The organism is Sorangium sp. So ce321 (assembly GCF_051530195.1).
Lineage (GTDB): Bacteria > Myxococcota_A > Polyangia > Polyangiales > Polyangiaceae > Sorangium.
On the sequence record NZ_CP150329.1, the window covers coordinates 8273313 to 8292213 of the forward strand.

The following is an 18901-nucleotide window of genomic DNA, read 5'->3' on the forward strand; positions in this document are numbered from 1 at the left end:
GCGCCTCGCGCGTCAGGCGGCGGACGGCCATGGGAACAGGCAGGGCGGCCTGTGCCATACTGGCGACATGGCCGCAGGCGCGGGGGCGCGGCAGTAGCTCGCCGAGCAGCGCGGCACACCGGTCGTGCGCCGCCGCGAGAGGCGCTCACGCCGCCGCGCGGACGGGCGGCAAGCGGAGCGGGGCGCCCTGGGCGCGGCTGCGCCGGCGGAACGCGCCCGGCGCCTCTCCTGTGTGTCGCTTGAACGCGCGGCTGAAGGCGAACTCCGAGTCGTACCCGACCTCGGCCGCGATCGAGGCCAGCGAGCGGTCGCCCTCGGCGAGCAGCTCGGCCGCGCGCTGCATGCGGAGCGCCGCGACGTAGCGGAGCGGCGGGACGCCGAGCTCGGCGAGGAAGCGCCGCGCGAACGCCGCGCGGGAGAGGCCCGCCGCCCTGGCGAGCGCCTCGATGGTCCACCGCGCCGCCGGCTTCTCCTGGATGAGCTGGAGGGCGCGCCCGACGCGGCGATCGAACGCGCGCGCGGCGCGCCCGACGCGCCGATCGCGCGCGCCCCCGTGGCAGTGCAGCGTGTAGGCGAGCAGCGGCTCGAGGAGCGAGCGCGCCAGCCGCTCCTGCTCCGCGGACGGCTCCCCGAGCGCGGCGCGCAGCAGGCTCACGACGGCCGAGAGCCCCTGCGCGCGCCGCACCTCGCCGGCGGGCAGGTGAACCACCGGCGCGAGGGCGGCGAGCGCCTCGTCGGGCGCGGCGGCGTAGGTGGCCGAGAGCAGCTCCGCCGGCGCGGTGGCGGCGCCGGGCGGCGGCGCGACGCAGCGGAGGCTGTGCTCTCGGGGCGCGGCGCCGCGCGGGCCGGCCCCGAGGAGCACGACGTCGCCGGGCTCGAGCTCCAGGAACCGCGCCCCGTCCTGCGCGAGGTGAAACGAGCCTTGCACGACCACGTGGAGGCTCGGCGGCTCGCCCGCGTCCACGCCCCAGGGCGGCGCCCCATGACGCCGCGAGATCGCCACGCCGCGAGGAAGCTGCCGCTCCATCTCGTCCGCCATGGCGAATGGTTGCCCGCGCCGAGGCCGTTCGTCCAGCGCTCGTTCGCCGGTCGAGACGCGCGGGCATGACTCCGCGCTTCCCGGTCATGGCGCGCGGGCGGGAGCGGCCGCAACCTCGGGCCCATGATGCGTTTCGAGGCGCCCCCCAGCGAGGAGCAGCCGCTCCCCCGCGCGTTGCCCGAGGAGATCCGCACGAGGCTCCTGAGGAGCCGGACGGTCCTGCTCTTCGGGGAGATCACGAGCGAGCTGGCGCAGACGACGACGGCGCAGCTGCTCGCGCTCGCGAGCGAGAGCGACGAGCCGATCCGGATCCTCATCCACTCGCCGGGAGGGCACGTCGAGTCGGGGGACACGATCCACGATGTGATTCGCTTCATCCGGCCCGAGGTCAAGATGATCGGCTCCGGGTGGGTCGCCAGCGCGGGCGCCCTCATCTACGTAGCCGCGCGGAGGGAGAACCGGTTCGCGCTCCCGAACACGCGCTTCCTCCTGCACCAGCCGCTCGGCGGCGTGCGCGGCCCCGCGTCAGAGATCGAGATCGAGGCGGCCCAGATCATGGCCGTGCGCGCGCGGCTCAACCGCATCTTCGCCGAGGCGACCGGCCAGGATCCCGCGAAGATCGCGCAGGAGACAGAGCGCAACCTGTGGATGACCGCGCGCGAGGCCAAGGAATACGGCCTCGTGCACCGCGTGATCGAGAGCGCGCTGGAGGTCTGAGCGCGGCCGCGGAGCGGACGCCGAGGTCCGGGGCGGAGCCCCGAGGAAACAGGCCCAGGGCCATCCGCGCGAGGCCGCCGCGAGGCGGCGCAGGAGTCCGGCCATCCCTCTGGCCGGACTCCTGGCCGGCGGGCCTAGAGCGGCCGCACCGGCAAGCAGATCTCGCAGCGAAAGGTGTTGGTCTCGGGATCGTGGAACTCGCCGTGGTAGAGCTCGAAGCAGGGCCGGTGGTCGGGCTGATAACCGCTCTCCGGGAGCCACCGCCCGAAGAGCTGGTCCCAGGCGGCGCCGATCTCGCTCGCGGCGCCGACGAACACGCCCGCGGCGTACTTGCCGCCGGCGATGTCGGTCACGTTGACGTCGCCGTCGGTCTTGAAGCCGTCCGGGATCACGATGGCCGCGTCGTGGCGGCACTTCGCCGGCTCGGTCACCTTGGGGTTGTCGTGCGCGATGCCGAGGCAGAGGCGGTCCGCGGTCCAGAGATCGCGCGCGGCCGCCCAGCGCGCGAGGCGCCGCCAGCTCTCGGGGACGCCTCCTTCGACGCCGTAGGGGCCGACATTCCGGATATAGGCCACGTGGTAGCTCGGCAGCGTCTTCACTGTCACGTTCATGATCATCTCCTCGTTGTTCCGGGCGTCAGCGCCCGACGAGGAGCCATCATGTTCGGCGGTGCGCGCCGCTGCTTTGCCCGGCTTGCGCACGACTTCACCCGGCTTGCTCTCCGCTTGACGCGCCTTGCACGCCTCCGCGGCCCCGCCGCTGCGCCAGGCCGACGCGCTCATGCCGAAGCGCTCCTTGAACGCGCGCGCGAAGGCGCTCGCCGAGCTGAAGCCGTTCTCGAGCGCGATCTCGAGGATGTCGGCGCGCGGTCGCTGCGTCAGGTGGTTGGCGGCGTTCTCGAGGCGCGTCCGCTGGATGAACTCGCGGAGGTTCTCGCCGGTCATCGACTTGAACACGCGATGGAAGTGGAACGGCGAGAACGCCGCCACCGCCGCGAGCGTCTCGAGGGACAGCTCCTCCGCGCGGTGGGCCTGGATGTAGTCGATCACGCGGTTGACCCGCTTCTGGTACTCGGCCCGGCTCCTGTCGCTGCTCGCCACGCGCGGAGGTTACCTGATCGAAGCTGCGCCGGCCCTACCGAACAGGCCACGACACCGCGCGCCGCCGCCCTCCTCCCCCGCCCTGCCCCGGCGCCGGCGGCCGCCGCCCCAGCTCGTCCGGCTCGCCCGCCCGGGCCTGCGGCTCAGGCCTCGAGCCCCGCCACGCCAGCGGCGCGCCTCATCGCCATCCGGCCCCGCAGCCTCTAGATTTGCCGGTCGCGTCGGGCGCGGGCGCGGCCGGCCGGACACGCTATCCTCCGCCCGTGGAGCGCCACGCCGCTCGCCCCGAGGAGCCCAGCATGTCCATCGAGCATTTCGACGTCCTGATCATCGGCGCCGGCCTCTCCGGCATCGCGGCCGGCTACCACCTCCAGGCGCGCTGCCCCGGCAAGCGCTACGCGATCCTCGAGGCGCGCAGCGCCATCGGCGGGACATGGGACCTGTTCCGCTACCCCGGGATCCGCTCCGACTCCGACATGTTCACGCTCGGCTACTCCTTCCGCCCCTGGAAGGAGGCCAAGGCGATCGCCGACGGGACGTCGATCCGCGAGTACGTGCGCGACACCGCCCGGGAATACGGCATCGACCGGCACATCCGGTTCGATCACCGGGTCCGCTCCGTTGCGTGGTCCTCCGAGCACGCGCGCTGGACCGTCGAGGTGGACGTCGGCGCGGGCGAGGAGCGCGTCCGCACCTCGTGCAGCTTCCTCTATGTCTGCAGCGGCTACTACAGCTACGAGAGCGGCTACACACCCAGCTTCCCGGGCCGCGAGGACTTCCAGGGACAGGTGATTCACCCTCAGGCATGGCCGCAGGATCTCGATTACCGGGGCAAGCGCGTCGTGATCATCGGCAGCGGCGCCACGGCCGTGACGCTGGTGCCCGCGATGGCCGCCGACGCAGCGCACGTGACGATGCTCCAGCGCTCCCCGTCGTACGTCGCCTCGCTCCCCGCCGAGGACCCGATCGCGAACGCGATCCGCGAGCGCCTGCCGGAGCGGATCGCCCACCGCGTCGCCCGCTGGAAGAACGTCGGGCTCAGCCTGGTCATTTACCAGCTCTGTCAGCGCGCGCCGGGGCTGGCGAGGCGGATGCTCCGCAGCGGCGTCGCCCGGCACCTGCCGCCGGAGTTCGACATCGATACACACTTCAACCCGCGCTACGACCCGTGGGATCAGCGCCTCTGCCTCGTGCCCGACGCCGATCTCTTCCGCGCGGTGACGGAGGGGCGCGCCTCCGTCGTCACCGACAAGATCCGGACCTTCACGAAGGCCGGTATCCTGCTCGAGTCGGGCAAGGAGCTCCCGGCGGACATCATCGTGACGGCGACGGGCCTCCAGCTCCTGCTCTGCGGCGGTATCCGCATCTCCGTCGACGGCGCCGCCGTCGATGCCGGCCGGACGTTCATCTACAAGGGGCTGATGCTGGGCGGCGTCCCCAACTTCGCGCTCTGCCTCGGCTACACCAACGCCTCGTGGACGCTCCGCGCAGAGCTGGCTTCGACGTACGTCTGCCGGCTGCTCAACCACATGGATCGCCACGGCTACAGCCAGTGCGTGCCGCGCCCTGACGAATCCATCCTCGAGCCCCGGCCGCTGCTCGGCCTGAGGTCGGGTTACGTGCAGCGCTCGGTGGACCACCTGCCCAAACAGGGCTCCAAGGCGCCGTGGTACTTCCGCCAGAACTACGTGCTCGATCTGCTCGCCATGAAGCTCGGCCCGGTGGACGACGGCACCATGGTCTTCTCGAAGGGTGGTCGCCCGCTGCGCCGCGATGTCGCGGCGACGGAGCGCCCCCGGCGCGCGGATCCTCACCAGGGTGCCGAGGCCAACGCGGCTCCCGCGAGCGGGCGCCCTCTCTGATGCTCACTTGACCGACGGGTCGCCCGTGGGGGCGTTCCACGAGCGGCCCACGTAGGAGGTCGAGTGAACATAGAAGACGTCGGCCGCGGCGCGCCGCTGGTCCACGGACCTGGGCCGGGCCATCATCCGACCGGCGCGGCCGGGGCGCGCGGGGACGAGCGTGGCTACCTGCCCGCACACCACCCGCTCCAGCTGCAGGCCGACCAGCGCATGCCCGCCTGGATGCCGCCAGCATCATGGCTTCGAGCTTCATGGAGGCTCCGGGCGAGCCGGCGAATCATCGCGACCGGCACGACCCGATGTGTGTGTGTTGCAAATTTCTATTGAAGGTTTGGCCAACTCTCGTGGTAGGATGATTCTGTCCTGGGGGGAGACACGCTGTAGGTGGGTGGATGCGGGGGGGAGTCTTGCAGGCCATGCGCGATGGCACGGCCTCGACTACGTCCGCTGAACGGATCGGGGGGGTGCAACGTTGCCTAGGAAGAAGATTCTGCTGGTCGACGATTCTCAGACCATCCTGCGCATCGAGCAGATGGCGCTGCGCGAGCACTACGACCTCATCACGGCGAACGACGGCAGCGAGGGCGTCGCCGTGGCCGTGGCGCAGCGGCCCGATCTCATTCTCCTCGATGTCGTCATGCCGCACATGAACGGGTTCGACGCGTGCCGGCAGCTGCGCGCGGAGGAGGCGACGCGCACCACGCCGATCCTGCTCGTCACCAGCCGGAGCGATGTGGCGCACATGGAGCAGGGATTCCGGTGCGGCTGCTCCGATTTCGTCACGAAGCCCATCGACACGATGGAGCTCCTGGAAAAGGTCAGGAACTGCCTTGGCGACTGACACCGCGGCCAGGGCATCCGAGGACGCATATCGCGCGCCTCCCAGCGACGCCGAACGCGAGGACGCGGCCAGGCCGTCCGAGCCCACGACATCGTCCTTCTCTGTCGCACCGCCCAGCTGGCGCTCGCTGCCGGAGACGGCCCACCACGTCATGCCGGGCCAGCTGTTCGTCTCGTCCGAGCCGACCTCGGTGACCACCATCGTTGGGTCATGCGTGGCGATCTGCCTCTGGGACTCCACCACCGGCGTCGGCGGGATGAACCACTACGTGCTTCCGGAATGCCCTAACCCGACGACGGCATCGGTCCGCTTCGCCGATATTGCGTGCCAGCGCCTGCTCGAGCGGCTCATGGAGCTCGGAGCCTCCAGCCGGGCGCTGCAAGCGCGCGTCGTCGGGGGCGCCTGCCTCATCTCCGCGTTCCGGGAGCGCGGCGCCCACCTCGGCGCGCAGAACGTCAATGCTGGGCTTGCGTTCCTGCGCGCGCAGGGGATACGGATCGCCCAGCTGGACACGGGCGGAAACCGGGGGCGCAAGCTCGTCTTCCGGACGAGCGACGGCGGCGTCTCGATCCAGTTTCTGTGAGTCGCATGGACAGCGATCGCGACGAGCTACTCCAGACGTTCCTGCCAGAGGCACACGAGATCCTCGACGAGATCGAGCGCGCGCTGCTGCAGCTCGAGACCGGCCGCAACGCCCATGAGGTCCTCCTGCGCGTCTTCCGCGCCACCCATACGCTCAAGGGGAGCGCCGGCTCGGTAAGGCTCGGTGGCTTGAGCGATCTCGGGCACGCCGCGGAGGACGTCATCGAGGCGCTCTGCGGCGGCGACCTCCCGCTGACGACGCCCGTGGTCTCGCTGCTGCTCGAGACGGTAGACGCAGCCCGCCGGCTCGTCGCCGAGGTCGAGCGGGGACAGGTCGAGCGCAGCACCTCCCACAAGGCGGTCATCGCGCGTCTCCAGGAGGCGCGGCGCGGAGGGCCAGAGGCGCCGCAGGGCGCGTGGGCGACGAGCGCGCGCCCCGCGACCGATGACGACGCCGAGGGAGCGGCCAGCATCAAGAGCATCCGTGTCGTCGTCGAGAAGCTGGATCGGATGGCGGATCTCATCGGAGAGCTCACCCTCGGGCGGAACAGGATCGTGCGGACGCTCCGCGGGGTGCGCGGAGAGGCGGGCGCGGCGCTGCGCGACGAGATGGAGGAGCAAGACCGGCTCTGCAAGGAGCTGGAGGAGGCGGTGCGCGCCGCGCGCATGGTGCCGGTCGGCCCCTGGTTCCGGTACTACGAGCGCACGGTGCGCGATCTCGCCCACGCGCACGGCAGGCAGGCGCGCCTGGTCGTCGTGCACGGCGACGTCGATGTGGACACGGCCGTGGTCGAGCGGTTCCGGGACGCCCTCACGCACCTCCTGCGCAACGCCATCTGTCACGGCATCGAGGCGCCCGAGGCGCGGCGCGCCGCGGGCAAGGACCCCTGCGGCACGATCACCCTGCACGCCGCGCACGAGCGGGGCGGCATCGCGCTCCGGATCTCCGACGATGGCGCCGGCATGAGCCGCGAGCGCATCGCCGCCCGGGTCCGCGCGCTGGGGGGGCATCCGGCGCCCGACGCGCTCACGGATCATGAGCTCTTCAGCCTCGTGTTCGAGCCCGGGTTCTCCACGGCGGCGGAGTCGTCCCACCTGGCGGGTCGCGGCATGGGCATGGACGTCGTGCGGCGCTGCGTGGAGTCGATCCAGGGCACGATCCGGATCGGGAGCCGCGAAGGGCACGGCACGTCGCTGCTGATCCAGCTCCCGCTCACCCTGGCCACCATCGAAGGGCTCTCCGTCGGGATCGGCGACGAGCGGTACGTGATCCCGCTCGGCGCGGTCGTCGCCTGCTGCGACCTGCCCCGCGGCACGCTCGCGCACGATGGCGCCCAGGGGCTCATGGTCCGGCGCGGACGCGCGCTGCCGTGCGTCCGCCTCCGGGCGCTCTTCGGGCTCGGCGGCTCTCCCCCGCCGGAGGAGCGCGTCGTCATCGTCGCGCACGACGGCGCCGAGGCCGGCCTCGTGGTCGACCTCCTCGAAGGCGAGGGGCGCACGGTGGTCAAGCCGCTCGGCCAGCTCTTTCGACGCGTTCCGGGCATCTCCGGCTCGACCATCCTCGGCGACGGCGCCGTGGCGATGATCCTCGACGTCGACGCGCTGCTCGGCGGCGTCCTCAGGGACGTGGTCCCGGTCGACGCCCTCGACGAGCGCAGGGCAGCGACATCGGCCGCCGGAGGCGTCCCAGGATGATCTGGCGCCCCGGCGCGCAGAGCGCCCGTTTCCCCTCTCGGTCCATGGAGGCGTCATGATCTCCGACGCGTCGAGCCCCGTGTCGCAATACATCTCCTTCATCATCGCGGGGGACGAGTACGCGGTGAACATCCTCCGAGCGCGGGAGATCGTCGAGCACACCCGCACATCGCGGGTCCCGATGGTGCCGGCGTGCATCGTCGGCGTCATGAACCTCCGGGGCCGCGTCGTGCCGGTCATCGATCTCGCGGTCCAGCTCGGGCTGCCCCCGACGAGGGTGAGCCGGTGGACCTGCATCCTCATCGTCGAGACCGAGCTCGACGGCGAGAACACCCGCCTCGGCCTGCTCATCGACGGCGTGGGCGATGTGCTCACGCTCGCCGAGGACGAGATCGAGCCCGCGCCGGCCTTTGGCACGCAGGTGCGCCCGACTCAGCTGCTCGGGCTGGCGAAGGTGGACCAGAGGCTCGTGCTGCTGCTCAACATCGACCGCATCCTCTCGCCGGCGGAGCTCCTGGCCTCGACCACGCTCGGCCCCTCGGCCCCCGGGGCCCCGCCGGCGCTCCCGGGCAGTCACGGGGCGCCGGCCGGCGAAGGGGACAGGCCATGATCTCGACCGCCGAGCTGAGCCCGCGCACGCTCAGCGACGAGGAGTTCGCGCTGTTCCAGAGGCTCGTCAAGCGCCTCTCGGGCATCGCGCTGGGCCCGCAGAAAAAGCCGCTCCTGCTCTGCCGCCTCGGGCCCCGGCTCCGCGCGCTCGGGCTCCGCAGCTTCGGCGAGTACTACCGCCGTGTGACAGCAGCGGGCGGCGAGGGAGAGCTCGTGCACATGATCGACTGCATCTGCACGAATGAGACCCATTTCTTCCGGGAACGCGAGCAGTTCGAGCTCCTCGAGCGCAAGATCCTCCCGGCGTGGCACGAGAGCGCGGGCCATGGAGCGCCCTTCGCGCGCAGCCGCCGCCCGGTGCGCGCCTGGAGCGCGGCCTGCTCGACCGGGGAAGAGCCGTACTCGATAGCGATGACGTTGCTCGACAGCCTGCCCTCTCCGGGTCGCGGCGGCGCGGCGGGACAGGCGCCCCCGTGGGCAGGCGACGCCCCTGCGGGCGCTCCGGGGATCTGCATCCTCGCGACGGACCTGTCCGTCCGCGCGCTCGACCAGGCGCAACGCGCGGTGTGGCCGCTCGAGCGGGCCTCGGAGATCCCGGAGGAGCGCCTGCGCAATTACATGCTCCGCGGGACGGGCGCGAGCGGGGGCCTCATGAAGGCCCGGCCGGAGCTGCGCAGGCTCATCACCTTCCGGCGCTTCAACCTGCTCGACGCGGCGCCCAGGCGATTCGGTCTGTTCGATCTGATCTTCTGCCGGAACGTCCTCATCTACTTCGACGCCGCGACGAAGGCGTCGATCGTGGCGAGGCTCATCGCCAACCTCGCGCCTTCAGGGTACCTGTTCCTCGGACACGCCGAGGGCCTCCACGGGACGGACCACCGCGTGCGATGCGTCGCGCCGTCCGTTTATCGGCTCCAGCCCCCGGGGGGGCTCGAAGGAAGCCGCAACACATCCAGCTCGGAGCATGCATCATGCTTGCGCACATCGGAGTAGGTCGGAAGCTCTACCTCGGCTTCGCCGCCATGGTCGTCATCGTCCTCGGACTGGCGGGCACGGCCTACAAGAGGTTCGCGGAGCTCGACGAGGCCCGCTCATGGGACCAGCACACGTACGAGGTGATGCTCGCGACGAGCGAGATCATGGAGTCGCTGCTCGACACCGAGACAGGGGAGCGTGGGTTCGTCATCACCGGGGTGGAATCGTTCCTGCAGCCGTACCGCGGCGGGCGCGACCGGTTCGAGAAGAGCCTGAGTCGCGCCCGGGAGCTCACCAGGGACAACCCGCGCCAGCAGGTGCGCCTCGAGAAGGTCGAGACGGACCACAACGAGTGGCTCTCCTCCGTGCTGGAGCCGATCATCCAGCTCCGCCGCGTCGCGGACGGGGCGAACGTGCCGGCGGATCGCGCCTTCGACGAGGTCAGGCAGGGGCGCGGGAAGATCCTCATGGACCAGATGCGCGCGTCGCTCAAGGAGATCGACGACGAGGAGCGCGCCCTCCTCGGCCAGCGGCAGGCGGCGACGAACGCGCTCGTCACGACGATGTACGTGACGCTGCAGATAGGAGGTCTGCTCGCGCTCGTCGTCGCCCTCGTGCTCGCCATCGTCTTCAGCAGGATGGTCTTGGTGCCGCTCACCCAGGCTGTGTCGATCCACCAGCGCATCGCCGGGGGCGACTTCACGGGCGACATCACGGTGAAGAGCTCCGACGAGTTCGGCCAGATGCTCGGCGCCGTGAAGGCCATGTCGGAGCGCCTGGCGGGCCTCATCGGCGAGGTCCGGAGCGGCGCTGTCTCGGTCTCCTCGTTCTCGGTGCAGCTCTCGGCGACGGCGCAGAGCCTGTCGCATGGCACCAGCGAGCAGGCGGCGTCCGTGGAGGAGACGACGGCCAGCCTGCAGCAGCTGAGCGGCACGATCGCGAAGAACGCCGCCAACTGCAAGCAGGTCGAGGAGACGGCGCACCGGAGGACGAAGGACGCGGAGCATAGCGGTCAGGCGGTCCGGGAGACGGTCGAGGCGATGAAGGCGATCGCCCAGCGGATCGTGATCATCGAGGAGATCGCGTACCAGACGAACCTTCTCGCCTTGAACGCCGCGATCGAGGCGGCTCGCGCGGGCGAGCATGGCAAGGGCTTCGCCGTGGTCGCCACGGAGGTGCGGCGGCTGGCCGAGCGCAGCCGGGACGCGGCGAAGGAGATCGGCTCGTTTGCCGCGTCGAGCATCACGGTCGCGGAGCGCTCGGGACAGCTCATCGCGGAGCTCGTCCCGTCGATCCGGGAGACCGCGGAGCTGGTGCAGGGCGTCGCCGCGGCATCCAAGGAGCAGTCGAACGGCGTGGCCCAGATCAGCGGGGCGGTGGAGCTGATCGAGCAATCCACGCAGCGCAACGCGGCGATCGCCGAGGAGCTCGCCAGCACGGCAGCCGAGCTCTCGGCGCAGGCGGAGCAGCTCCAGAACGTGATGGCGTCGTTCCGCCTCTCGCAGGAGAGAGACGGCGACCTCGGCCACAAGCCTCCGGGGACGGGGAGTCTACCGGACCGCCACGGCGGTAAGGCGCTGTGGAAGCCGCCGCAGAAGGGCCGCCCGAGCGGCGGCGCATCGAGCAACGGGCGCTCGCCCCACGCCGCGAGCGATCAGGACTTCATCCCGTTCTAGCGCGGTCCTCGGCTGGGACGGATACACCTTCGTTCGTCTCTCGTCCTCATCTTCAGTCCTCAGTCCTCAGTCCTCTTCGTCTATCCTCTTCCCTCTTCGTCTATCCTCTTCCGTCCTCCGTCTCCGTCTATCCTCTGCGTGCTCGTGCTCGTGCTCGTGCTCGTGCGCGTGCGCGTGCGCGCTAATCCCGGGGTATCGCGCACGCGCACGGCGGCACGCAACCCTGCGCGCGGCCGCTCTCATCAGCGCCCGCTGGCACTGGCGAGCGCCAACGCTCCGGCAGCAAGTCGACCCGAGCCGCGGGCTCGTGCTCCCTCCGGCTCGACCCCACCCCCACGTTCCCCCCGCATCCTGGGTGCCGGCCGTCGTTTTTTTTCGCTATCGTCGCCCGGCATGTCGAGACCCCGCCCGCGGCTCCGACCTGCCCGTGAAAGCGCCCCGCTTCCGGGGCGCTCGATGAAGAGGAGAGGGAGCCGACCATGAAGTACATGCTGATGATGAACACCCCGCACGGGGGGCCGTACCAGGTTGCCAGCTGGCAGCAGAAGGACCTCCACGCCCACATGGCCTTCATGAAGAGCTTCCACGAGAAGCTCAGCGCCTCGGGCGAGCTGGTGGCGGCCGAGGGCCTCGCGGGGCCCGACCAGGCCAGGCTCGTGCGCGCCGGCAACGACGGCAGGCCGATCACCGACGGCGTGTTCCCGGAGGCCAAGGAGTTCCTCGCCGGGTACTGGATCGTGGACGTCGACAGCCCCGCGCGCGCCTACGAGATCGCCGCGGAGGCGTCCGCCGCGCCCGGCCCCGGCGGCGCGCCGCTCAACATGGGGATCGAGGTGCGAGAGGTGATGAGCGCGCCGCCCAACGACCTGCCGTGACCTCGCCGCCGCGCGGAGCCCGGATCGAGCGCCTGCTGCGCGACCTCGCGCCGCAGGTGCTCGGCGCCGTCCTCCGGCGGTTCCGCGACTTCACCGCCTCGGAGGACGCCGTCCAGGAAGCGCTGCTCGCCGCGGCCACGCAGTGGCCGCGCGACGGCGCGCCGGACGAGCCGCGCGCGTGGCTCATCCAGGTGGCGTCGCGGCGCATCACCGACCACGTCCGGAGCGAGGCGGCCCGCCGCCGCCGCGAGGCGTTCGTCGTCAGCCTCGTGCCGCCCGAGCAGCAGCTCGCGCTCGCCCCCGACAGCGACGAGGCCCCCGAGCAGGACGACACGCTCGCCCTGCTCTTCATGTGCTGCCACCCCGCGCTCTCGCCGTCGTCCGCGATCGCGCTCACGCTGCGCGCCGTCGGGGGCCTGACCACGGCCGAGATCGCCCGGGCGTTCATGGTCCCGGAGGCGACCATGGCGCAGCGGATCAGCCGCGCCAAGCAGAGCATCAAGGCCTCTGGCGTGCCCTTCCAGGTGCCCACGCCCGAGGAGCAGGCGCAGCGGCTCGGCGCCGTGCTGCACGTGCTCTACCTGATCTTCAACGAGGGCTACACGACGAGCTCCGGCCCGGAGCTGCACCGCAGCGACCTGTCGAGCGAGGCGATCCGCCTGACGCGCACGGTGCACGCGCTCCTCCCGGACGACGGCGAGGTCGCGGGCCTGCTGGCGCTGATGCTGCTGACCGACGCGCGGCGCGCGGCGCGCACCGGGCCTGCGGGCGAGCTCATCCCGCTCGACGAGCAGGATCGGGGCCGGTGGGATCAGGGCGCCATCGCCGAGGGCGTCGCGCTCGTCTCCGCGGCGCTGTCGAGGGGCTCGGTCGGCCCGTACCAGCTGCAGGCCGCGATCGCGGCGGTGCACGACGAGGCGGCGCGCGCCGACGACACGGACTGGCCGCAGATCCTGGCGCTCTACGGCGTGCTGATGCGGATGTCCGACAACCCGATGGTCGCGCTCAGCCACGCGATCGCGACGGCCATGGTGCACGGCCCGCGCGCGGGGCTCGCGCTGCTGGCGGCGCTCGACGCCGACCCGCGGCTCGCGGGCCACTACCGCCTCGACGCGGTCCGCGCGCACCTCCTCGAGCGCGCCGGCGATCACGAGGCCGCGATCGAGCACTACAGGAGAGCGGCCGGCCGCACGACGAGCATCCCGGAGCAGAGCTACCTGACGACGCAGGCGGCGCGGCTCCGCGACGCGCGCAGGTAGCGAGGGCGAGGCGCCGGCCGCGCGCGGCGGCGCGCGCGCAAAGCCGACCGGCGAGGCTTGGTGCCGGCGGACGGGTGCGCTAACCGGTCCTCCCATGTCCAGCTCGTCACGCGACGCGACCGCCGCGCCGTACGCCCGGGAGCTCGAGGTAGCGACGGCGGCAGCGCGGGCCGCCGGGGAGGTGATCCTGGGCTTCTACGGGCGCGCGGCCGTCTCGGAGAAGCCGGACGGGTCGGTGGTGACGCAGGCAGACTACGCCTCTGACGCGTCCATCCGCGCCGCGCTCTCGTCGGCGTTCCCCGCCGACGCCCTGCTCACCGAGGAGGGGTCGGACGATCCCGCGCGGCTCGCCAGGGATCGGTGCTGGATCGTCGATCCCATCGACGGGACGGCGCAGTACGTCGCGCGCACCGGCGACTTCGACGTGTTCATCGCGCTCGCCGTCGACGGCGCGCCGGCGGTCGGCGTCTCGTATCAGCCGACGTCGGGGCTGCTCCTCTGCGCCGTCGCCGGGAGCGGAGCGTGGATCGAGCGCCCCGGGCACGAGCGCCGGCCGCTCCGCCTCTCCCTGGGCCCCGGGCGGCCCGTCATCGCCACCAAGGGCTGGCTCGGCGCTCCGGACAACCTCCCGCGCCTGCAGCGCGTCGCGCCGCGGCTGGGCGCGGCGGAGGTCGTCGAGGCGACGCAGAGCCTCTGCGCCCGCTCGCTGCTGCCCGGCCCGGGCTCCGTCGACGCGATCGCCGGGATCCCCACCGGGGGCCGCCGCCTCGGCGCCTGGGAATGGGATCTCGCCGCCGTCGACCTGATCACCCGGGAGGCGGGCGGCGCCGCCACCGACCTCGCCGGCCGCCCGCTCCGCTACAACCAGCCGACGCCGCGCTTCGACGGCGGGCTGCTCCTCAGCCGCTCCCCCGCCCTGCACGAGCGCCTCCTCTCGGCCCTCGCCGCGGAGCCCTGACGATCGCTGGCCGCGGGGGCTATCCGTCCCCGGCGAGGGCTTTCCCCTGCGCTTCCAGGGCAGCTTTGATCACGCCGACCGCCTTTGGCCCCACGCCGTGAAGGGCCAAGAGCTGGGCCTCGGTCCACCGCGCGACCTGGTCCAGGCGCGAGACCCCGACCGAGGCGAGCGCCCGCGTCGCCGGCTTCCCGATGCCCTTCGGCAGCGCGGACTCTGGCTGTTCCCTCGTCTTGCTCGGCATGCGCGCCTCCTCTCCTGGTCAGTTGCCGGCGTGCCCGGCGATCACCGCCTTCGGGCGGCGCGCCCGCCACGGTAACGCCTGCTCGAGCTGCGCCGCCAGCCGGAACAGCGTGTCCTCGGCGCCGTAGCGACCGACGAGCTGGACGCCGATCGGCAGGCCCGCGCTCGTCTCGGCGAGCGGCAGGCTCATCGCCGGTTGCCCGGTGACGTTGAAGAGGGGCGTGAAAGGGATGATGTCGAAGAGCTTGTCGCTCCAGCCCTTCGCGCCGAGGCTCGCGTCGTTGGCGTCGAGGGCTCCGAGCGGCGGAGGGGGCGTGGCGACGGTCGGCGTGAGCAGCACGTCATGACGCTGGAAGAAGCCGGCGACCGTGCGGCGGATCGTGTTGCAGACGTGGTGGGCGTCGTGGAGATCGAGCGCCGTCAGCCGCTGGCTGTACTCGACCGAGGCCAGCGTGGTCGCTTCGAGCACCTCCGGGCCGAGGGGGACGCCGAGCGCCGCCGAGAGCCCCAGCGCGCCGCTGGCCACGAAGCACGTCCAGATCGCGAGCTGGGCCTTCATGAACGGCTCCCAGTCCACGGAGGGGCTGGCCTCCTCGACGACGTGGCCCAGCGACGCGAGCTCCCGGCCCACGGCCAGGACCGCCCGCACGTGCTCGGGATCCACGGCGGAGCCCGACCAGGACCGCGCCGTCACGGCGACGCGCAGGCGGCCTGGCGGCGCGCCGACCTCCTCGACATAGGGCCGGCCCGGGGGCCTGATCTCGTATTTGTCCCCCACGCCCGCGCCGTGCACCGCGTCGAGCAGCGCCGCGGCGTCGCGCACCGTGCGCGTCACGGCGAACTCGATGGCCAGGCCGCCGAGCATCTCGTCGAAGTCCGGCCCGGGCGGGGTGCGGCCTCGCGTCGGCTTGAGCCCGACGAGCCCGCACCAGCCCGCTGGGATGCGGATCGAGCCTCCCCCGTCGTTCGCGTGCGCCGCCGGCAGCGCGCGCGCCGCGACGAGCGCCGCCGAGCCGCCGCTCGATCCGCCCGGCGTGCGGGCAACGTCCCACGGGTTGCGGGTCGGCCCGTTGGCGACCGATTCCGTCGCGGCGTTGAAGCCGAACTCCGGGGTCGCCGTGCGCCCCAGCACCGCGAGCCCCGCCTGCCTGAAGCGGGCCATCAGCTCCGTGTCGTGCGGAAAGGGGATCCCTGGCCCGGTCAGACGGCTCCCGAGGCGCGTGGGCACGCCCGCGGCGTGGATGGCCAGGTCCTTGATCGCGAACGGCACGCCCCGGAAAGGGCCGTCGGCGTTGCAGGCGAGCGGCTCGTCGAAGAGGTCGCCGACCAGCGCGTTCAGCGCGGGGTTGACCTGCTCGATGGCCGCGCGCGCCGTCCGCTGCACCTCCGCCGCCGACACCTGGCGCGCCGCGATCAGCTGCGCCAGGCCCGTCGCGTCGCACTCGGCGTAGTCCGAAATCTTCATCTCTGGCCCTCCTCCATCCATCGTTTCTGGACAGAAACGTGGATCTCGAGCCTAACACCGCCCTCGATCGGCTCGCCCCGCGATCCACGCGAGTTCCGCACAGGACCTATGTGTGGAATCCGTGCGACCTGTGGTCTCGGCGCGTCGACCTCCTCCAGCGCGCCCCGCCAGCGAGGGAGGGAGTCGCGCGCCGGCGAGCGACGATGGACGTGAGATGGTCAGTCCACGCAGGAGGGATTCATGCTGCCGTGATGGAGGGCGTCCCGCGCCGGGCGATCTCGACGTCCACGGGGAGCCGCTTGGCGCTGGTCATGGTCCACGGGCTGAAGAACTCGCAGCCTGCGTCGCGGGCCACCGCGATCGTCCGGTACCGCTCGAGCAGGATCTCCAGCGCGATCTTCGCCTCGAGCCTGGCCAGCGGGGCGCCGAGGCAGAAATGAATGCTGTACCCGAAGCTCAGGTGCTGGTTGGGCTTCCTGTGGATATCGAACCGGTCCGGATCCTGGAAGTGCGCGGCGTCCCGGTTGGCCGAGATGAGCCACAGGATGACCACCTGATCCGCGGGGATCTGCTTGCCGCCGAGCTCCACCTCGGCCGTGGTCCGCCGGGCGAGCCGGGGGAACGGCGGGCGGTAGCGGAGCACCTCCTCGATCGCCGCGGGGAGCCCCGTCGGGTCGGCGCGGAGCTCAGCCGCGGCGTCGGGGTGCTCGTCGAGGCAGAGGATCGCGTTGCCGAGCAGCGCTGTCGTCGTGATGTGGCCGGCGATCAGCAGCAGGCCGACGAACCCGACGATCTCCTCGTCATCGAGGGTGTGCCCGTCGACCTCCGCGCGCGTGAGCTGGCTGATCAGATCGTCGGTGGGCCGGGCGCGGCGCTGCTTGATGTGCGCGAGCAGGTACTCGTTCATCTCCCGCAGGATCGGGCCCATGCGGTCCATGGCGGCCTGGTCCGGCAGGGTGCCCGCGTCCTCACCGTTCCTCGACAGCAGCGTGTCGGCCCACCTCCGGAAAGACTCCCTGTCCGCGACCGGGATGCCGAGCAGCTCGGCGATGACGATCACCGGCAGCGGATAGGCCAGGTCGCCGACCAGATCGAAGCGCCCGGCGTCGCCGACGCTGCCGAGCAGCTCGCTCGTGATCGTCGCGATCCGCGGCGCGAGCCCGGAGACGACGCGCGGCGTGAACGCCTGGCTGACCAGGTCGCGGAGCTTCCGGTGCTTCGGCGGGTCCAGCCGGGCGAAATTGCCCCGGGAGAACAGCTCGAAGTCGGCCTGCGGCGGGATGAACTTCGACATGTCCGAGGAGAACGTCGCCGGATCGGACAGGACGCGGAGGACGTCCGCGTGGCCGAAGAGCTGCCAGGTACGCTGCGCCTCGTTATAAACGACAGGACAGGACTCCCGCGCCTGGCGTAGCCAGGCCAGGAAGGGGTCCAGGGTGGGCTGGCTCGGATGCGCGAAGACGTCGGTCGTGCTCATATCGGATCACTCCTCGGGGCTCTCCCGCGTTGAGGTGGAATTCCCTTGTGTGAACTGCACGTAATAAGCGCGTAGCTGCACGAACTCGTCGATGATCCGGGGCGCCAGCGCGCGCAGGGCCCCGGGGTCGGGGGGCTCGGCGGGCTCGAAGGCGCTGCGCACCATCGCACCGAGGATCTCGGCCCGCTCGTCCAGAGGCCGCCGCTCCTCGGCCATCAGCAGCGGATCGAGCAGGTGGAACCCGAACACCATGGCGTTGATCGCATACAGCTGATCGTCCGAAGCCATGTCGGTGCGCAGTAGGCCGTGCGACCGCAGGAGCGCGAAGTACTCGCGGAAGGAAGCGAGCTTCCGGCCCTGGAGCGGCCGCGCCGTGCTGTCGACCACGAGGCTGCCGAGCACCTCGGTGTCCCGCGTGAACATCGCTTGCAGCAGCGGGAGCTCCTTCAGCACGAGGAGCGATCTCCGCAGCACGCGGTGCAGCAGGATCTCCGCCGGATCCTCGCGCACCGCCTCGGTGAACCTGTCGAACATCTTCACGGAGTCGCGCGCGAGCACCGCGAGGAAGAGCGCCTCCCGCGTCTTCCAGTGCAGGTAGATGGTGCCCTTGCCGATGCCGGCCCGCTTGGCGACCTCATCGATGGTCACGCGCTTGTACCCCCAGCGGAGCACCAGCTCCGCCGCCGCATCCAGGATCCGCTCGGCCCGCTGCCGCTGCTTCGAGATCTCGCCGTCCGTCAAGCCCACGCTCCGTTGCTGATCGTTCGTGACGTTTGACCAAAATTCTAAATCGGTCAAACGTCACGTGGTCAACCTAGCGTGCCTGCCAGGGCTGTCAAGCGAGGGGTTGCGGGGCGGTACATTGGCGCGGTGCACGCTCGCCCCCTCGCCCGTCGCGCCGCTGGCCTCGCTGCCGCGGCGATCCTCGCCGCCGCGCCGCGCGCCGCACGCGCGGATCCCCCGCCGCTCTCGGGCGTCGAGGAGGCGCTCGCCGGGATCCTGGTGATCACGCTCCTGCCGTCCGAGATCGGCGCCGACGTGGCGCTCGGCCCGAGCGCGGAGGGCGGCGCGCGGGCGCTGCTCGCGTGGTCCTTTCAGGTGCCCATCGCCCTCTCGGAAAGTGACGCCGCGACGGCGCCGCTCACCAACCACCGCGTGGTGCTCGCGCCTGGCCTCGCGATCGGCGAGCAGCTCGGCGCGACCCCGGACGACCGCGCCGACGTGACGTTCCGCATGCGCGCCGGCTACCGGGGCGTCTACCACCCGCGCGGCGGGGTGTTCGGCGTGCTCGCGGGCGCCGGCACCACGATGGAGTTCTGGCCCCTGGTGCGCCCGTCGATCTCGCCGGAGCTCGGCGTGCACCTCGGGTCCTGCTGCATGGACTTCGCGCCCATGGTCACGCTCATCCTCCGCGGCGACGTGTGGTTCGCGGGCGACGACGCGCTGCGCGCGAGCGCCATCGCGGGGTGGGCGCTCTACTGAGCGGCGGCGCCACGCCGCGCTCGAGCCTCGGCCGCGCGGAGCGCAGCGG

The 18901-nt window shown here is 71.9% G+C and carries 19 protein-coding genes; 12 read left to right on the plus strand and 7 right to left on the minus strand.

The annotated features are described in order from the left end of the window. Window positions 1–145: 145 nt before the first annotated feature. Window positions 146–1039: an AraC family transcriptional regulator gene (locus WME89_RS30490; RefSeq protein WP_438003196.1), complete on the minus strand. Its 894-nt coding sequence runs from the start codon at window positions 1037–1039 to the stop codon at window positions 146–148. Window positions 1040–1165: 126 nt separating this feature from the next. On the opposite strand from WME89_RS30490, the gene WME89_RS30495 reads away from it, so the two are divergent. Further along, window positions 1166–1756, plus strand: coding sequence for an ATP-dependent Clp protease proteolytic subunit (locus WME89_RS30495; protein WP_437628077.1), 591 nt, complete (start codon window positions 1166–1168; stop codon window positions 1754–1756). Between the two features lie 134 nt (window positions 1757–1890). On the opposite strand, the gene WME89_RS30500 is transcribed toward WME89_RS30495, so the two are convergent. After that, window positions 1891–2856 (minus strand): AraC family transcriptional regulator, encoded by a 966-nt coding sequence (locus WME89_RS30500; RefSeq protein ID WP_438003197.1) that lies wholly within the window; start codon window positions 2854–2856, stop codon window positions 1891–1893. A 299-nt stretch (window positions 2857–3155) separates the two neighbouring features. Between WME89_RS30500 and WME89_RS30505 the strand changes: the two genes are divergently transcribed. Further along, window positions 3156–4718: a flavin-containing monooxygenase gene (locus tag WME89_RS30505; RefSeq protein WP_438003198.1), complete on the plus strand. Its 1563-nt coding sequence runs from the start codon at window positions 3156–3158 to the stop codon at window positions 4716–4718. A gap of 3 nt (window positions 4719–4721) precedes the next feature. Here WME89_RS30505 and WME89_RS30510 read toward each other — a convergent pair whose 3' ends face one another. Further along, window positions 4722–4898, minus strand: coding sequence for a hypothetical protein (locus WME89_RS30510; RefSeq protein ID WP_438003199.1), 177 nt, complete (start codon window positions 4896–4898; stop codon window positions 4722–4724). 292 nt (window positions 4899–5190) lie between these two features. Between WME89_RS30510 and WME89_RS30515 the strand changes: the two genes are divergently transcribed. From WME89_RS30515 to WME89_RS30555, 9 genes are all read left to right on the plus strand, one after another. Next, entirely contained in the window at window positions 5191–5559 is a 369-nt protein-coding gene (locus WME89_RS30515) for a response regulator (RefSeq protein WP_437662205.1), read from the plus strand. A 151-nt stretch (window positions 5560–5710) separates the two neighbouring features. Next, window positions 5711–6142 carry a chemotaxis protein CheD gene (locus tag WME89_RS30520; RefSeq protein WP_438003200.1) on the plus strand — a complete coding sequence of 144 codons (432 nt, stop codon included), beginning with the start codon at window positions 5711–5713 and terminating at the stop codon, window positions 6140–6142. A 5-nt stretch (window positions 6143–6147) separates the two neighbouring features. Beyond that, complete coding sequence (locus WME89_RS30525) at window positions 6148–7836, plus strand: chemotaxis protein CheA (protein WP_438003201.1); 1689 nt, start codon at window positions 6148–6150, stop codon at window positions 7834–7836. A 55-nt stretch (window positions 7837–7891) separates the two neighbouring features. Continuing rightward, window positions 7892–8446: a chemotaxis protein CheW gene (locus WME89_RS30530; protein ID WP_438003202.1), complete on the plus strand. Its 555-nt coding sequence runs from the start codon at window positions 7892–7894 to the stop codon at window positions 8444–8446. Beyond that, window positions 8443–9438, plus strand: coding sequence for a CheR family methyltransferase (locus tag WME89_RS30535; protein ID WP_438003203.1), 996 nt, complete (start codon window positions 8443–8445; stop codon window positions 9436–9438). Before WME89_RS30530 ends, WME89_RS30535 begins: the two co-directional genes overlap by 4 nt. Further along, on the plus strand, window positions 9417–11096 hold the full coding sequence (locus WME89_RS30540) for a methyl-accepting chemotaxis protein (protein ID WP_438003204.1): 1680 nt from the start codon (window positions 9417–9419) through the stop codon (window positions 11094–11096). The genes WME89_RS30535 and WME89_RS30540 overlap by 22 nt, the downstream gene beginning before the upstream one ends. A 479-nt stretch (window positions 11097–11575) precedes the next feature. Continuing rightward, window positions 11576–11971, plus strand: a complete 396-nt coding sequence (locus WME89_RS30545; protein WP_438003205.1) for a YciI family protein — start codon at window positions 11576–11578, stop codon at window positions 11969–11971. Next, window positions 11968–13230: an RNA polymerase sigma factor gene (locus WME89_RS30550; protein ID WP_438003206.1), complete on the plus strand. Its 1263-nt coding sequence runs from the start codon at window positions 11968–11970 to the stop codon at window positions 13228–13230. Before WME89_RS30545 ends, WME89_RS30550 begins: the two co-directional genes overlap by 4 nt. Before the next feature lie 94 nt (window positions 13231–13324). Next, the gene (locus tag WME89_RS30555; protein WP_438003207.1) at window positions 13325–14188 is read left to right on the plus strand and encodes a 3'(2'),5'-bisphosphate nucleotidase CysQ family protein; all 864 of its coding nucleotides are present in this window, start codon (window positions 13325–13327) and stop codon (window positions 14186–14188) included. 19 nt (window positions 14189–14207) lie between these two features. Here WME89_RS30555 and WME89_RS30560 read toward each other — a convergent pair whose 3' ends face one another. The 4 genes from WME89_RS30560 to WME89_RS30575 all read right to left on the minus strand — a co-directional run bounded on the left by WME89_RS30560 (window position 14208) and on the right by WME89_RS30575 (window position 18117). Further along, window positions 14208–14429, minus strand: coding sequence for a DNA-binding protein (locus WME89_RS30560; protein ID WP_438003208.1), 222 nt, complete (start codon window positions 14427–14429; stop codon window positions 14208–14210). Between the two features lie 18 nt (window positions 14430–14447). Further along, window positions 14448–15893, minus strand: coding sequence for an amidase (locus WME89_RS30565; RefSeq protein ID WP_438003209.1), 1446 nt, complete (start codon window positions 15891–15893; stop codon window positions 14448–14450). 238 nt (window positions 15894–16131) lie between these two features. Next, window positions 16132–17370, minus strand: a complete 1239-nt coding sequence (locus WME89_RS30570) for a cytochrome P450 (protein WP_438003210.1) — start codon at window positions 17368–17370, stop codon at window positions 16132–16134. A 6-nt stretch (window positions 17371–17376) separates the two neighbouring features. Continuing rightward, window positions 17377–18117 (minus strand): TetR/AcrR family transcriptional regulator, encoded by a 741-nt coding sequence (locus tag WME89_RS30575; RefSeq protein WP_438003211.1) that lies wholly within the window; start codon window positions 18115–18117, stop codon window positions 17377–17379. A gap of 123 nt (window positions 18118–18240) precedes the next feature. On the opposite strand from WME89_RS30575, the gene WME89_RS30580 reads away from it, so the two are divergent. After that, complete coding sequence (locus tag WME89_RS30580; RefSeq protein ID WP_438003212.1) at window positions 18241–18852, plus strand: hypothetical protein; 612 nt, start codon at window positions 18241–18243, stop codon at window positions 18850–18852. Window positions 18853–18901: the final 49 nt, after the last annotated feature.

Excerpts from the sequence above, each read along its gene's own strand:
- WME89_RS30490 (WP_438003196.1), bottom strand. The coding sequence starts at position 1,039 with ATGGCGGACGAGATGGAGCGGCAGCTTCCTCGCGGCGTGGCGATCTCG.
- WME89_RS30495 (WP_437628077.1), top strand. The coding sequence starts at position 1,166 with ATGCGTTTCGAGGCGCCCCCCAGCGAGGAGCAGCCGCTCCCCCGCGCG.
- WME89_RS30505 (WP_438003198.1), top strand. The coding sequence starts at position 3,156 with ATGTCCATCGAGCATTTCGACGTCCTGATCATCGGCGCCGGCCTCTCC.
- WME89_RS30520 (WP_438003200.1), top strand. The coding sequence starts at position 5,711 with ATGCCGGGCCAGCTGTTCGTCTCGTCCGAGCCGACCTCGGTGACCACC.
- WME89_RS30525 (WP_438003201.1), top strand. The coding sequence starts at position 6,148 with ATGGACAGCGATCGCGACGAGCTACTCCAGACGTTCCTGCCAGAGGCA.
- WME89_RS30530 (WP_438003202.1), top strand. The coding sequence starts at position 7,892 with ATGATCTCCGACGCGTCGAGCCCCGTGTCGCAATACATCTCCTTCATC.
- WME89_RS30535 (WP_438003203.1), top strand. The coding sequence starts at position 8,443 with ATGATCTCGACCGCCGAGCTGAGCCCGCGCACGCTCAGCGACGAGGAG.
- WME89_RS30540 (WP_438003204.1), top strand. The coding sequence starts at position 9,417 with ATGCTTGCGCACATCGGAGTAGGTCGGAAGCTCTACCTCGGCTTCGCC.
- WME89_RS30545 (WP_438003205.1), top strand. The coding sequence starts at position 11,576 with ATGAAGTACATGCTGATGATGAACACCCCGCACGGGGGGCCGTACCAG.
- WME89_RS30555 (WP_438003207.1), top strand. The coding sequence starts at position 13,325 with ATGTCCAGCTCGTCACGCGACGCGACCGCCGCGCCGTACGCCCGGGAG.
- WME89_RS30560 (WP_438003208.1), bottom strand. The coding sequence starts at position 14,429 with ATGCCGAGCAAGACGAGGGAACAGCCAGAGTCCGCGCTGCCGAAGGGC.
- WME89_RS30565 (WP_438003209.1), bottom strand. The coding sequence starts at position 15,893 with ATGAAGATTTCGGACTACGCCGAGTGCGACGCGACGGGCCTGGCGCAG.
- WME89_RS30570 (WP_438003210.1), bottom strand. The coding sequence starts at position 17,370 with ATGAGCACGACCGACGTCTTCGCGCATCCGAGCCAGCCCACCCTGGAC.